Below are 12,790 nucleotides of genomic sequence, written 5' to 3' on the forward strand. Positions count from 1 at the left end.
GCACCACGTGTCCGCTGGTCAGCCGAGCGGATGTGCCGCCAGCAGATCCCCCAGGGCTTCCTCGTGGGCCGCCGCCGGGCCGAGCGCCAGTTCCAGGTGCTTGGCCCAGGCGTGGTACCGGTGCAGCGGATAGTCGACGTCGGCGCCGAAGCCGCCGTGCAGATGCTGGGCCGTCTGCACGACCCGTCGTACGCCCTCCGAGGCCCAGATCTTGGCCACGGCCACGTCTCCCGAGGCGGGCAGGGCCCCCGGCGCCCCCGAGGCGATCCGCCACGCGGCCTGCCAGAGCGTGGCCTCCATCGCGCGCAGGTCGATGTAGCGGTCGGCGGACTGCACGGCGACCGCCTGGAAGGTGGCGATGGGGTGCCCGAACTGCTCCCGCTTGCTCGCGTAGTCCGAGGTCATACGCAGTACCCGCTCACCCAGCCCGAGCGCCAGGGCACACGTCCCGGTGGCCAGTAGCTCCCGCAGCCACTGCCAGGCGCCCTCGGCGTCGAGGACGTCCCGCGCCGCGAGCCCCACCGAGTCCAGCCGCAGCTCCCCCAGCCGCTCCCCGCTGGTCGAGAACTGCTCGGCGAGCGAGACCCCCTCCGCATCGCACGGCACCAGCGCGAGGACGGTCCGGTCGGCGGCCGTACGGGCCGGCACGACGACGAGATCGGCGTCGTACGCCCAGGGCACCGCGGTCTGCACCCCGTCCAGCACCCACCGGGAGCCGTCCTGCCGGGCGGTCACGGCGAGCTCGGCCGGGTCGTGGCCGGTGCGGCCGTGGGCGGCGACCGTCAGCACGATCTCACCGCGCCCCGCCCGCGCCAGCAGCTCCGCCTTCAGCTCGGGCCCGCCGTACGCCTGGACGGCGGCCGTCGCCGCGCTGCTCTCCAGCAGCGGCACCCGGGCCAGCACCTTCGCCGACTCGCGCAGCACCAGGCACAGCGCGATGGCGTCGAGGCCGGCCCCGCCGTGCTCCTCCGCGAGCAGCAGGCTCAGCAGGTCGGCGTCCGCGAGCCGGCCCCACAGCGGGCGGTCGAAGTCGTCGGCGACGGCGCCCGGCGTGAGCGCCGGAGAGGGCACCGCGTCCGGCGCGACCCCGGCGAACACCCCGCGCGCCGCCTCGGCCGCCGCCTGCTGCTCCTCGGTGAAGGTGAAGTCCACGGTCCCTGCCCTTCCACACGCACGGCGATCTGACGGAGCGTCAAGATAGAACAGGTTCTAGAAGAAGGGAATGGTCCTCGTCGGACCCCCGTAAGGTGTGGGCAACGGCGGCCCGGCAGGGGCTGTGCCCGGCGGGTGGGCCTGAGTACCGTTCCCGTGCGAGCGCTGAGGGAAGACGAACCGGAATCAGGGAGCGGGGCAGCATGGACGCCTATGACGCAGGCACGGCCGCCCGCCACGGGCCGGAAGAGGAGCAGCGGGACGCCCCGTTCGCCGTCGTGGTCCCGCCCGCTCCCGGTGCCCTGGCCTCCCCCGAGCCCCGCACCGGTGTGGCCGCCCTCTCCCTGCGGTACCAGATCGGCGCCGCGCTCGCCCTCGCGGTCGTGGCCATAGCCGTCTGCGTCCACATAGGCATGGTCTTCCTGCACGTCGCCCCGCCGAACACGGTCACCAAGCAGCACGGCAAGGCGATCGACGACTGGATATACCCGGAGTTCGAACAGAACTGGAAGCTGTTCGCCCCCAACCCGCTGCAGCAGAACATCGCGGTTCAGGTCCGCGCCCAGGTCGGCACGGCCGACGGCGGCACCCGCACCACCGGCTGGTACGACCTGTCGGCCCAGGACGGCCGGGACATCGACGGCAATCTGCTGCCGAGCCACACGCAGCAGAACGAGCTGCGCCGGGCCTGGGACTTCTTCACCGCCACGCACGACGCCCAGAACCGGCCCGTGGGCCTGCGCGGCGCCCTGTCCGAGACGTATCTGCGGCACATAGTGGAGCTGCGCCTCGAGCGGGCGGCCGCGGCCGGCGAGGGCGGCGTCCTCGAACGCGTCCAGGTCCGCTCCCGCACCACCAATGTGGGCCCGCCGAAGTGGAGCGACGAGCAGGTCTCGGACAGGCCCACCTACCGGATGCTGCCCTGGTGGTCGGTACCGGCGGACGAGGCGGACAAAACCGACAGGGCGGGCAGGGTCGAAGCCGTCGCCGGGACCGAGGAGGACGTCGCCGGGACCGAGGGGGGAGCCCGGTGAACCGCTTCGCCCTCGCGATCTCCGCGGCCATCGCCCGCGTCACCGAGTCCGCCCACGGCCCCTACCAGACGGCCGTCATCCGCATCGGCTTCACCGCGACCTGGCTGCTGTTCCTGCTGCGCGAGTTCCCCCACCGCCAGGAGCTGTACGGCCCCGACGGCCCCTGGGACTTCGAGCTGGCCCAGCAGCTGATCGGGACGAACGGGTCCTTCACCGCCCTGATCTGGTCGAGCAGCCAGTTCTGGTTCGAGAGCGTCTACGTCCTCGCCGTCCTGAGCAGCGTTCTGCTGCTGCTCGGCTGGCGCACCCGCACGATGTCCGTGCTGTTCATGGTGGGCGTGCTCTCGCTGCAGAACCGCTCCATCTTCATGGGCGACGGCGGCGACAACGTGCTGCACCTGATGTGCGTCTACCTCGTGTTCACGCGTTGCGGCCAGGTCTGGTCGCTGGACGAGCGACGGGCCAGGCTCGCGCGCGAGGCACGCGCGCGTGGCGAGCGGATCCGGCCCGACCGGGTCGGCCCGGCCCTCTGGGGCGTGCTCGGGGTCGCGCTGGTCGCGGTGACCGCGGCGGGCCGCCTCGACGGCGACCTGACGGTGCCGGTGATCCTGTGGGGCGTCTGGCTGGCGCAGGCCGTGTGGTGGATCGTGGGCCGCCGCGCGGCGACTCCCGAGCCCCGCGTCCTGCTCGATGTCGTCGGCAACATCGTGCACAACGGCGCCCTGCTGGTGATCATGGCCGAGGCGTGTCTGATCTACGCGACCGCCGGCTGGTACAAGATCCAGGGCTCCCGCTGGCAGGACGGCACCGCCGTTCACTACCCACTGCACCTCGACTACTTCTCGCCCTGGCCCGCCCTCGCCGAACTGCTGTCGTCGAGCGGCACGATGGTGATGCTCATCACCTACGGCACGGTCATCGTGCAGGTCGCCTTCCCGTTCACGCTGTTCAACCGGCGGGTGAAGAACGTCCTGCTCGCGGCGATGATCACCGAGCACGCCGTGATCGCGGTCGTCCTCGGACTGCCGTTCTTCTCCCTGGCGATGATCGCGGCGGACGCGGTCTTCCTGCCGACGTCGTTCCTGCGCCGCCTGGGCGGCTGGGCGGCACGCGTGCGTGGAGGTCTGTCGCGTCTGATGCGGCGCGGTGACGACCCTGCGGCGCTCCCCGCACCGCGCACCCCGGAGAACCCCGAGCAGGCGCACGTAGGCTTCACGGCATGACCGTGACCTCCTGGAACCGGCTCGCCGACACCTCGGTGCTGCTGGACGGCTTCCACGCCCTCAAGCACGCCGTGCGCTTCGGAGCGGAGATCCCGGTGGCGGTCGCCGTCGACCGGGACGCCGCGCTCGCCCTCGCCGAGGAACTGGCGCCGGACGTACGGGACGCCCTGGACGCGCTCCTGACCGAGGTCCCGGAGTCGACGTACACCTCGCTCGTGCCGCGCCCGCACCCGACGGCCGTGGCCGCCTTGGCGGTACGTCCGCCCCGCGCCGCCAACCTCGACAGGCTGGCGCACACCCCGCGCACCGCCCCCGTCGTGGTCCTGGACCACCCCCGCAACCTCGGCAACGCGGGCGCGGTGATCCGCCTGGCCGCCGGCTTCGGGGCGACCGGCGTGGTCACCACCGGCACCCTCGACCCCTGGCACCCCACGGTCGTACGCGGCGGGGCGGGCCTGCACTTCGCGACGGCGGTGGAGCGGCTGGGGGTGGACGAGCTGCCGCCCGGGCCGGTCTTCGCGCTGGACCCGGAGGGCGACGACATCCGGGGGACCAAGCTCCCGGACGACGCCGTCCTCGCCTTCGGGTCGGAGCGAAGTGGCCTCTCGGCCGAACTACGCGCCCGTGCCGACCATTTGGTGTCCCTGCCGATGCGCCCTCAGGTCTCCAGCTACAACCTCGCGACCAGCGTGGCGATGACGCTGTACCACTGGAGTCTCACCGGGGGCGCTTTGCGGGCCTAGGCCTCCCGACGCACCTCGACCACCCTGAACCGGTTCGCCACGAACGCCCCGTCGCACAGCGCCGAGTTGGCCGCCGGGTTACCGCCCGACCCGTGGAAGTCGGAGAACGCGGCCGTCTGGTTCACGTACACCCCGCCCGTGAGGTTCAGCGACAGCTGGGCCGCCTCCTCCAGGCAGACGTCCTGGATCGCGCCCTCGACCTCGTCGTCGGTGGTGTACGCCCCGACGGTCATCGCCCCCTTCTCCCGCACGGTCCGCCGCAGCAGCTCCACCGCGTCCGTCGCCGAGTCGACCGCGACGGCGAAGGAGACCGGCCCGAAGCACTCGCTCATGTAGGCGGCCTCGTCGTCCGGCTTGGCGCCGTCCAGCTTCACGATCACCGGCGTACGGACCACCGCGTCCGGGAACTCCGGGTTGGCGATCTCCCGGGAGGCGAGGGCGACTTCGCCCAGCCCCGCCGCGGCCTCCAGGCGGGCCTTGACGTCGGGGTTGACGATCGCGCCGAGCAGGGCGTTCGCGCGGGCGTCGTCACCGAGGAGGCCGTCGACCGAGCGGGCGAGGTCGGCGACGACCTCGTCGTAGGTCTTGGGGCCCTCGTCGGTGCGGATGCCGTCGCGGGGGACGAGCAGGTTCTGCGGGGTGGTGCACATCTGGCCGCTGTACAGGGACAGGGAGAAGGCCAGGTTGGACAGCATGCCCTTGTAGTTGTCCGTCGAGTCGACGATCACCGTGTTGACGCCGGCCTTCTCCGTGTAGACCTGCGCCTGGCGGGCGTTGGACTCCAGCCAGTCGCCGAACACGGTCGAGCCGGTGTAGTCGATGACGCGGATCTCGGGGCGGGTCGCCAGGGTCTTGGCGATGCCCTCGCCGGGCCGCTCGGCGGCCAGCGCGACCAGGTTCGGGTCGAAGCCCGCCTCGGTGAGCACCTGCCGCGAGACCTGCACGGTCAGCGCGAGCGGCAGCACCGCGCGCGGATGCGGCTTCACCAGGACCGCGTTGCCGGTGGCCAGGGACGCGAACAGACCCGGGTAACCGTTCCAGGTCGGGAAGGTGTTGCAGCCGATGACCATGGCGATGCCGCGCGGGACCGGCGTGAACTGCTTGTTGAGCGCCAGCGGGTCGCGCTTGCCCTGCGGCTTGGTCCACTCCGCCGTGTCGGGGGTGCGGACCTGCTCGACGTACGCGTACGCCACCGCCTCCAGGCCGCGGTCCTGCGCGTGCGGGCCGCCCGCCTGGAAGGCCATCATGAAGGCCTGGCCGGAGGTGTGCATGACTGCGTGCGCGAACTCGTGCGTCCGGTCGCTGATCCGCTTGAGGATCTCCACGCAGACCACCGCGCGGATCTCCGCGCCCGCGTCCCGCCACGCGCGCATGCCCGAGCGCATGGCCGGCAGCAGCTCGTCGATGTTCGCGTGCGGGTATTCGACGCCCAGTTCGATGCCGTACGGGGAGACCTCGCCGCCCACCCAGTCGTCCGTGCCGGCCTGGCCGAGGTCGAGGCGGTTGCCCAGCAGTGCGTCGAAGGCGGCCTTGCCCGCCGCCGCGTCCAGGCTGCCGTTCTCGCCGTAGGCCTTGGGGTGCTCGGGGTGCGGGGACCAGTAGGCGCGGGTGCGGATCGCCTCCAGCGCCTGGTCGAGGGTGGGCCGGTGCTTGGCGATCAGCTCGTGGGCGGTCAGTTCGGCGGCCATGCGGGACCAACTCCTCGTTTCCAGAGCTCTCCGTTGAGCTCATGACCTGGGCAGAAACATGGGCAGGAACAGGCAGTCAGAGTTAGAGTAACCGAACGATCGGTCGGTTCAAGGGGGTCCGCCGCATCTGTGGAAAACCCCGTGCGGGAGGATCGCGCACATGACAGCACTCGACCTCAGCAGCCCCGTGGCCGTTGTCGGCACCGGCACCATGGGCCAGGGCATCGCCCAGGTCGCGTTGATCGCGGGCCATCCCGTACGGCTGTACGACGCCGCTCCAGGGCGCGCCCAGACCGCGGCCGACGCGATCGGCGCCCGCCTCGACCGGCTCGTCGAGAAGGACCGTCTCACCGGCGCCGACCGCGACGCCGCCCGCGCCCGGCTGCTGCCCGCCGAGTCCCTCGCCGACCTGGCGGACTGCGCCCTGGTCGTCGAGGCCGTCCTGGAGCGCCTGGACGCCAAACAGGAGCTGTTCCGGGAGCTGGAGGGCATCGTCGGCGAGGACTGTCTGCTCGCCACCAACACCTCGTCGCTGTCCGTCACGGCCATCGGCGGCGCCCTCGCCAACCCGGGCCGCTTCGTCGGCCTGCACTTCTTCAACCCGGCCCCGCTGCTGCCGCTCGTCGAGGTCGTCTCCGGGTTCGCCAGCGACGTCACGTCGGCCACGCGCGCGTACGAGACGGCACGGGCCTGGGGCAAGACGCCGGTCGCCTGCGCCGACACCCCCGGCTTCATCGTCAACCGCATCGCCCGGCCCTTCTACGCCGAGGCCTTCGCCGTCCACGAGGCGCAGGGAGCCGACCCGGCCACCATCGACGCCGTCCTGCGCGAGTGCGGCGGTTTCAAGATGGGCGCGTTCGAGCTCACCGACCTCATCGGGCAGGACGTCAACGAGTCCGTCACGCACTCGGTGTGGCAGTCCTTCTTCCAGGACGTGCGCTTCACGCCCTCGCTCGCCCAGCGGCGCCTGGTCGAGTCGGGCCGGCTCGGCCGCAAGAGCGGGCACGGCTGGTACGACTACGCAGAGGACGCCGAGCGCGACGAGCCGCACACCGCGGAGCCGGGCCGGCCGCCCGCCTACGTCGTCGCCGAGGGTGACCTGGGCCCGGCCTCCGAGCTGCTCGCGCTGATCCGCGAGGCGGGCATTCCGGTGCGCGAGGAGGACGAGGACCACGGCTCCCGGCTGGTGCTGCCGAGCGGCGGCCAGCTCGCGCTCGCGGACGGCCAGACCTCGGTGGAGTTCCGGGACGTCGTGTACTTCGACCTCGCCCTCGACTACCGGCGGGCCACCCGGATCGCCCTGTCCGCCTCCCAGGACACCTCGCAGCAGACCCTCGCCGAGGCCACCGGCCTCTTCCAGGCCCTCGGCAAGGACGTCAGCGTCATCGGCGACGTCCCCGGCATGATCGTCGCTCGCACGGTCGCCCGGATCGTCGACCTGGCGCATGACGCCGTCGCCAAGGGCGTGGCCACCGAGGAGGACATCGACACCGCGATGCGCCTGGGCGTGAACTACCCGCTCGGCCCCTTCGAGTGGAGCCGCAGGCTCGGCCGTAACTGGGCGTACGCCCTCCTCGACGACCTGCACCTGCGCGACCCCTCCGGGCGCTACGCGCCGTCCCTCGCGCTGTACCGCCACGCGTACGCCTCCGACAAGCGGGAGGGCAACACCTCATGACCACCGCCAAGCGCGACACCTACACACCGGAGACGCTGCTCTCCGTCGCGGTGCAGGTCTTCAACGAGCGCGGCTACGACGGCACCTCCATGGAGCACCTCTCCAAAGCGGCCGGCATCTCCAAGTCGTCGATCTACCACCACGTCCCCGGCAAGGAGGAGCTGCTGCGCCGCGCCGTCAGCCGTGCCCTCGACGGGCTCTTCGGGATCCTCGACGAGGAGCACGCGCGCGTGGGGCACGCCGCCGACCGGCTGGAATACGTCGTCCGGCGCATGGTCGAGGTGCTCATAGGCGACCTGCCCTATGTGACGCTGCTGCTGCGCGTGCGCGGCAACACCGACACCGAGCGGTGGGCCCTGGACCGGCGCCGCGACTTCGACCACCAGGTCGCCGAACTGCTCAAGGCGGCCGCCGCGGACGGGGAGGTCCGCGCAGACGTGGAGGTGCGTCTGGCGACCCGGCTCGTCTTCGGGATGATCAACTCGATCGTGGAGTGGTACCGCCCGGACGGTCGCGGCATGAACGAGCGGGAGGTCGCGGACACGGTGGTGCGGCTGGTCTTCGGGGGACTGCGCCAGGCTGACTGACCGCCCCTCGCGTTCGGCGTCTGCTGAGTACGCGCGCGTGGACGGATGAGTACGCCGCGCGATGTCCGCGGGCGTTCCCGGCTGGTGAGCTGGACGCATGATCGACAACGACGCGGAGCTCGCACCCGACCCGACGTGGTGGACGGCGCCTTTCGCGACCACGCTCTTCGGGCTGCCGCTCCTCGTGTGGGAGTGCGTCATTTTCGGCTTCGACAGCTACGTCAGCAGCCTCGACGCGATGGTCTACGGGGGACTCGTCCTGCTCGTGATCGCCTGGACGCTGCCGCGTCACCGGTCGGCGCGGATGCTGCGGGTCACCGCCGCCGTCGCCGGTCTCGCCTGCGCCGTCCTTCCCCTTGCGTCCCTGGTGCTCATGGGCATGGCGATGGCCTCCGGCTGACCCCCGGGACGCACCGGTCAGCCCTGCGGCTCCAGGTCCTCCTCCTCGAACACCAGCAGGGTGCGGGTGCTGAGTACCTCCGGGATCGCCTGGAGCCGGGTGAGGACCAGCTCGCGCAGGGCGCGGTTGTCGGGTGTGTGCACCAGGAGCAGTACGTCGAAGTCGCCGCCCACCAGGGCGATGTGCGCGGCGCCGGGCAGCAGGCGGAGCTGCTCGCGGACCGTGCGCCAGGTGTTCTGGACGATCTTGAGGGTGATGTACGCCGACGTTCCGTGGCCCGCGCGCTCGTGGTTGACGCGGGCGCCGAACCCGCGGATGACGCCGTCCTCGACGAGACGGTTGATGCGCGCGTAGGCGTTGGCACGGGAGACATGGACCCGCTCGGCGACCGACCGTATCGACGCGCGGCCGTCGGACTGGAGCATCTGCAGGATGTCCTGATCAATGGCGTCGAGCGGGCGCGGCGGCGGCAGGGGGGAGCCGCCGTCCGGGCTTTCGGCCATTTGTTCAGGCGCCATGTCCCCCCACCTTCCTCCCGTGGACGTAGTGCGTTCATTGGAGGCTGTGGAGAACCGTTTGTCCACAGCCTGAGGCCGCCTGTAGCCAAAATGTGCCGGCGACCGAACAATCGGTAGGTGAGGCGCGTCACTGAAGCTGCGCCTCTCGTAGCCACTCCCACGAGGAGGTGCCGTCATGACGGTCATGGAGCAGCGGGGCGCGTACCGGCCATCGCCGCCGCCCGCCTGGCAGCCCCGTATGGACCCCGCGCCGCTGCTGCCCGACGCCGAGCCCTATCGCGTCCTCGGCACCGAGGCGGCCACGAAGGCCGACCCGGATCTGCTGCGCCGGCTGTACGCCGAGCTGGTGCGGGGCCGTCGGTACAACACGCAGGCGACCGCGCTCACGAAGCAGGGCCGCCTCGCCGTGTACCCGTCCAGCACCGGTCAGGAGGCCTGCGAGGTCGCCGCCGCGCTGGCGCTCCAGGAGCGCGACTGGCTCTTCCCCAGCTACCGCGACACGCTCGCCGCCGTGGCGCGCGGTCTGGACCCCGTGCAGGCCCTGACCCTGCTGCGCGGCGACTGGCACACCGGCTACGACCCGTACGAGCACCGCGTGGCCCCCCTGTGCACGCCGCTCGCCACCCAGCTCCCGCACGCCGTGGGCCTCGCGCACGCCGCCCGCCTCAAGGGCGACGACGTGGTCGCGCTCGCCATGGTCGGCGACGGCGGCTCCAGCGAGGGCGACTTCCACGAGGCGCTGAACTTCGCCGCCGTATGGCAGGCGCCGGTCGTCTTCCTCGTCCAGAACAACGGCTTCGCGATCTCCGTCCCGCTCGCCAAGCAGACCGCGGCCCCGTCGCTGGCCCACAAGGCCGTCGGGTACGGCATGCCCGGCCGCCTGGTCGACGGCAACGACGCGGCCGCCGTGCACGAGGTCGTCGCCGACGCCGTACGGCACGCGCGCGCGGGCGGCGGACCGACGCTGATCGAGGCGATCACCTACCGCATCGACGCCCACACCAACGCCGACGACGCGACCCGCTACCGCGGGGACTCCGAGGTCGAGACCTGGCGCGGACACGACCCGATCGCCCTCCTGGAGCACGAGCTGACCGAGCGCGGCCTCCTCGACGAGGCCGGCATCCAGGCCGCCCGCGACGCCGCCGAGACCATGGCCGCCGACCTGCGCGAGCGCATGAACCAGGACCCGGTGCTCGACCCGATGGACCTCTTCGCCCACGTGTACACCGAGCCCACCCCGCAACTGCGCGAACAGCAGGCCCAGTTGCGGGCCGAGCTCGACGCCGAGTCGGAAGGGTCGCACCGATGACCACCGTCGCCGTCAAGCCGGCCACCATGGCGCAGGCCCTCACGCGCGGATTGCGCGACGCCATGGCGGCCGACCCCACCGTGCACGTCATGGGCGAGGATGTCGGCACCCTCGGCGGTGTCTTCCGGGTCACCGACGGGCTCGCAAAGGAGTTCGGCGAGGAACGCTGCACGGACACGCCGCTGGCCGAGGCGGGGATTCTGGGCACGGCGGTGGGCATGGCCATGTACGGCCTGCGCCCGGTCGTGGAGATGCAGTTCGACGCGTTCGCCTACCCGGCGTTCGAGCAGCTGATCTCGCACGTCTCCCGCACGCGCAACCGCACCCGCGGCAAGATGCCGCTCCCCATCACGATCCGCGTTCCCTACGGCGGCGGCATCGGCGGCGTGGAGCACCACAGTGACTCGTCCGAGGCGTACTACATGGCGACTCCGGGGCTCCATGTCGTCACGCCCGCGACCGTCGCCGACGCCTACGGGCTGCTGCGCGCCGCCATCGCCTCCGACGACCCGGTGGTCTTCCTGGAGCCCAAGCGTCTGTACTGGTCGAAGGACGCCTGGAACCCGGAGGACCCGCCGAGCGTTGAACCGATTGGCCGCGCGGTGGTGCGGCGCTCGGGGAGGAGCGCCACGCTCATCACGTACGGACCGTCCGTGCCCGTCTGCCTCGAAGCCGCCGAGGCGGCCCGGGAGGAGGGGTGGGACCTGGAAGTCGTCGACCTGCGCTCGCTGGTGCCGTTCGACGACGAGACGGTCAGCGCCTCGGTACGGCGGACCGGGCGAGCGGTCGTCGTACACGAGTCGGGCGGGTTCGGCGGACCGGGAGGGGAGATCGCGGCCCGGGTCACGGAGCGCTGCTTCCACCATCTGGAGGCGCCGGTGCTGCGCGTGGCCGGGTTCGACATCCCTTATCCGCCGCCGATGCTGGAGCGTCACCACCTGCCCGGCGTGGACCGGATCCTGGACGCCGTGGGGCGTCTGCAGTGGGAGGCGGAGAGCTGATGGCCCAGGTGCTGGAGTTCAGGCTGCCGGATCTCGGCGAGGGCCTGACCGAGGCGGAGATCGTGCGCTGGCTGGTCGAGGTCGGTGACGTCGTCGCGGTCGACCAGCCGGTCGTCGAGGTCGAGACGGCCAAGGCGATGGTCGACATCCCCTGCCCCTACGCGGGCGTGGTCACGGCCCGTTTCGGCGAGGAGGGCAGGGAGCTTCCCGTGGGCGCGCCGCTGCTGACGGTGGCCGTCGGGGCGCCCGCCTCCGGCGCCGAGACCGAGGGCTCCGGGAACGTGCTGGTGGGGTACGGCACCTCCGAGGCACCGGCACGGCGCCGGAGGGTGCGGCCGGGGGAGCCGGTGCCCGCCGCACCTGCCCCAGCGGCCCCACCCGCCCCACCTGCGGAACCCGCGGAACCCGCGTCCGCCAACGGCAGTGCCGCCACCCGGGAGCCGGCCGAGGGACCCGTGCCGGTCATCTCCCCCCTCGTACGCCGCCTCGCCCGTGAGAACGGCCTGGATCTGCGGGAGCTGCACGGTTCGGGGCCCGACGGGCTCATCCTGCGGGCCGACGTCGAGTACGCGCTGCGCGCCGCCGAGGCGCACGGGCGGACGGCACAGCCGCCGGCCGCGCCGCACGCGCCCGTGACGCCGGTGCCGGCCGCCGCCGTCCCGCCCGCGCAGCCCCCCGCCCGCTCCTCCGCGGCCCCCGCCGGACTCCGCGTCCCCCTCAAGGGCATCCGCGGCGCCGTCGCCGACAAGCTCTCCCGCAGCCGGCGGGAGATCCCGGACGCCACCTGCTGGGTGGACGCCGACGCCACGGAACTCATGCGGGCGCGGACGGCGATGAACGCCGCCGGTGGGCCGAAGATCTCCCTCCTCGCCCTGCTGGCCCGTATCTGCACCGCCGCCCTGGCCCGGTTCCCCGAGCTCAACTCCACGGTCGACATGGAGGCCAGGGAGGTCATCCAGCTCGACCATGTGCACCTGGGATTCGCCGCGCAGACCGACCGGGGACTCGTCGTCCCGGTCGTCAGGGACGCGCACGCGCGGGACGCGGAGTCGCTGACCGCGGAGTTCGCCCGGCTCACCGAGGCGGCCCGCACGGGCACCCTCACACCCGCGGAACTCACCGGCGGGACCTTCACGTTGAACAACTACGGCGTGTTCGGCGTCGACGGCTCCACGCCGATCATCAACCACCCCGAGGCCGCGATGCTCGGCGTCGGCCGCATCATCCCCAAGCCCTGGGTGCACGAGGGCGAGCTGGCGGTGCGGCAGGTCGTCGAGCTGTCGCTCACCTTCGACCACCGGGTCTGCGACGGCGGCACGGCGGGCGGCTTCCTGCGCTATGTGGCGGACTGCGTGGAACACCCGGCGGTGCTGCTGCGCACGCTGTGACGGATCCCCCGAGTCCCGCTGCTTCCCCTGCGTTCCCTGTGATCGCGGAGGCACGCATACTCGGGG

12 protein-coding genes are annotated in these 12,790 nt (G+C 72.2%); 9 read left to right on the forward strand and 3 right to left on the reverse strand.

Features of this window, described 5'->3' with window-relative positions; all coding sequences use genetic code 11:
* Nucleotides 1-18 precede the first annotated feature (18 nt).
* Nucleotides 19-1,152, reverse strand: coding sequence for an acyl-CoA dehydrogenase family protein (locus ABIE67_RS24045; protein WP_370260711.1), 1,134 nt, complete (start codon nt 1,150-1,152; stop codon nt 19-21).
* A 203-nt stretch (nt 1,153-1,355) separates the two neighbouring features.
* Between ABIE67_RS24045 and ABIE67_RS24050 the strand changes: the two genes are divergently transcribed.
* From ABIE67_RS24050 to ABIE67_RS24060, 3 genes are read left to right on the forward strand one after another with little or no spacing between them, the layout of a single operon-like run.
* Entirely contained in the window at nt 1,356-2,186 is an 831-nt protein-coding gene (locus ABIE67_RS24050) for a DUF5819 family protein (protein ID WP_370260715.1), read from the forward strand.
* The gene (locus tag ABIE67_RS24055) at nt 2,183-3,409 is read left to right on the forward strand and encodes an HTTM domain-containing protein (RefSeq protein WP_370260720.1); all 1,227 of its coding nucleotides are present in this window, start codon (nt 2,183-2,185) and stop codon (nt 3,407-3,409) included. Before ABIE67_RS24050 ends, ABIE67_RS24055 begins: the two co-directional genes overlap by 4 nt.
* Complete coding sequence (locus ABIE67_RS24060; protein WP_370260724.1) at nt 3,406-4,152, forward strand: TrmH family RNA methyltransferase; 747 nt, start codon at nt 3,406-3,408, stop codon at nt 4,150-4,152. The genes ABIE67_RS24055 and ABIE67_RS24060 overlap by 4 nt, the downstream gene beginning before the upstream one ends.
* Here ABIE67_RS24060 and paaN read toward each other — a convergent pair.
* A complete protein-coding gene (paaN, locus tag ABIE67_RS24065) occupies nt 4,149-5,840 on the reverse strand; it encodes a phenylacetic acid degradation protein PaaN (protein WP_370260728.1) in 1,692 nt (563 codons plus the stop codon). The two genes, ABIE67_RS24060 and paaN, sit on opposite strands and share 4 nt — an antisense overlap.
* A gap of 160 nt (nt 5,841-6,000) precedes the next feature.
* On the opposite strand from paaN, the gene ABIE67_RS24070 reads away from it, so the two are divergent.
* The 3 genes from ABIE67_RS24070 to ABIE67_RS24080 all read left to right on the forward strand — a co-directional run bounded on the left by ABIE67_RS24070 (nt 6,001) and on the right by ABIE67_RS24080 (nt 8,505).
* The gene (locus ABIE67_RS24070) at nt 6,001-7,518 is read left to right on the forward strand and encodes a 3-hydroxyacyl-CoA dehydrogenase (RefSeq protein WP_370260732.1); all 1,518 of its coding nucleotides are present in this window, start codon (nt 6,001-6,003) and stop codon (nt 7,516-7,518) included.
* Nucleotides 7,515-8,105: a TetR/AcrR family transcriptional regulator gene (locus ABIE67_RS24075; RefSeq protein ID WP_370260736.1), complete on the forward strand. Its 591-nt coding sequence runs from the start codon at nt 7,515-7,517 to the stop codon at nt 8,103-8,105. Before ABIE67_RS24070 ends, ABIE67_RS24075 begins: the two co-directional genes overlap by 4 nt.
* Before the next feature lie 97 nt (nt 8,106-8,202).
* Nucleotides 8,203-8,505, forward strand: a complete 303-nt coding sequence (locus ABIE67_RS24080; RefSeq protein ID WP_370260741.1) for a hypothetical protein — start codon at nt 8,203-8,205, stop codon at nt 8,503-8,505.
* A gap of 17 nt (nt 8,506-8,522) precedes the next feature.
* Here ABIE67_RS24080 and ABIE67_RS24085 read toward each other — a convergent pair whose 3' ends face one another.
* Nucleotides 8,523-9,008, reverse strand: coding sequence for an Lrp/AsnC family transcriptional regulator (locus tag ABIE67_RS24085; protein ID WP_370268858.1), 486 nt, complete (start codon nt 9,006-9,008; stop codon nt 8,523-8,525).
* 190 nt (nt 9,009-9,198) lie between these two features.
* Between ABIE67_RS24085 and pdhA the strand changes: the two genes are divergently transcribed.
* The 3 genes from pdhA to ABIE67_RS24100 are packed head-to-tail and all read left to right on the forward strand — an operon-like array spanning nt 9,199 to nt 12,724.
* On the forward strand, nt 9,199-10,335 hold the full coding sequence (pdhA, locus tag ABIE67_RS24090) for a pyruvate dehydrogenase (acetyl-transferring) E1 component subunit alpha (RefSeq protein ID WP_370260745.1): 1,137 nt from the start codon (nt 9,199-9,201) through the stop codon (nt 10,333-10,335).
* Nucleotides 10,332-11,336: an alpha-ketoacid dehydrogenase subunit beta gene (locus tag ABIE67_RS24095; protein WP_370260749.1), complete on the forward strand. Its 1,005-nt coding sequence runs from the start codon at nt 10,332-10,334 to the stop codon at nt 11,334-11,336. The genes pdhA and ABIE67_RS24095 overlap by 4 nt, the downstream gene beginning before the upstream one ends.
* Nucleotides 11,336-12,724, forward strand: coding sequence for a dihydrolipoamide acetyltransferase family protein (locus ABIE67_RS24100; RefSeq protein WP_370260753.1), 1,389 nt, complete (start codon nt 11,336-11,338; stop codon nt 12,722-12,724). The genes ABIE67_RS24095 and ABIE67_RS24100 overlap by 1 nt, the downstream gene beginning before the upstream one ends.
* The last annotated feature ends 66 nt before the right edge of the window (nt 12,725-12,790 follow it).

The organism is Streptomyces sp. V4I8, from assembly GCF_041261225.1.
Taxonomy (GTDB): Bacteria; Actinomycetota; Actinomycetes; order Streptomycetales; family Streptomycetaceae; genus Streptomyces.

Coding starts and splice junctions, on each gene's coding strand:
- ABIE67_RS24050 (WP_370260715.1), top strand. CDS start 1,356: ATGGACGCCTATGACGCAGGCACGGCCGCCCGCCACGGGCCGGAAGAG.
- ABIE67_RS24060 (WP_370260724.1), top strand. CDS start 3,406: ATGACCGTGACCTCCTGGAACCGGCTCGCCGACACCTCGGTGCTGCTG.
- paaN (WP_370260728.1), bottom strand. CDS start 5,840: ATGGCCGCCGAACTGACCGCCCACGAGCTGATCGCCAAGCACCGGCCC.
- ABIE67_RS24070 (WP_370260732.1), top strand. CDS start 6,001: ATGACAGCACTCGACCTCAGCAGCCCCGTGGCCGTTGTCGGCACCGGC.
- ABIE67_RS24075 (WP_370260736.1), top strand. CDS start 7,515: ATGACCACCGCCAAGCGCGACACCTACACACCGGAGACGCTGCTCTCC.
- ABIE67_RS24080 (WP_370260741.1), top strand. CDS start 8,203: ATGATCGACAACGACGCGGAGCTCGCACCCGACCCGACGTGGTGGACG.
- ABIE67_RS24085 (WP_370268858.1), bottom strand. CDS start 9,008: ATGGCCGAAAGCCCGGACGGCGGCTCCCCCCTGCCGCCGCCGCGCCCG.
- pdhA (WP_370260745.1), top strand. CDS start 9,199: ATGACGGTCATGGAGCAGCGGGGCGCGTACCGGCCATCGCCGCCGCCC.
- ABIE67_RS24095 (WP_370260749.1), top strand. CDS start 10,332: ATGACCACCGTCGCCGTCAAGCCGGCCACCATGGCGCAGGCCCTCACG.
- ABIE67_RS24100 (WP_370260753.1), top strand. CDS start 11,336: ATGGCCCAGGTGCTGGAGTTCAGGCTGCCGGATCTCGGCGAGGGCCTG.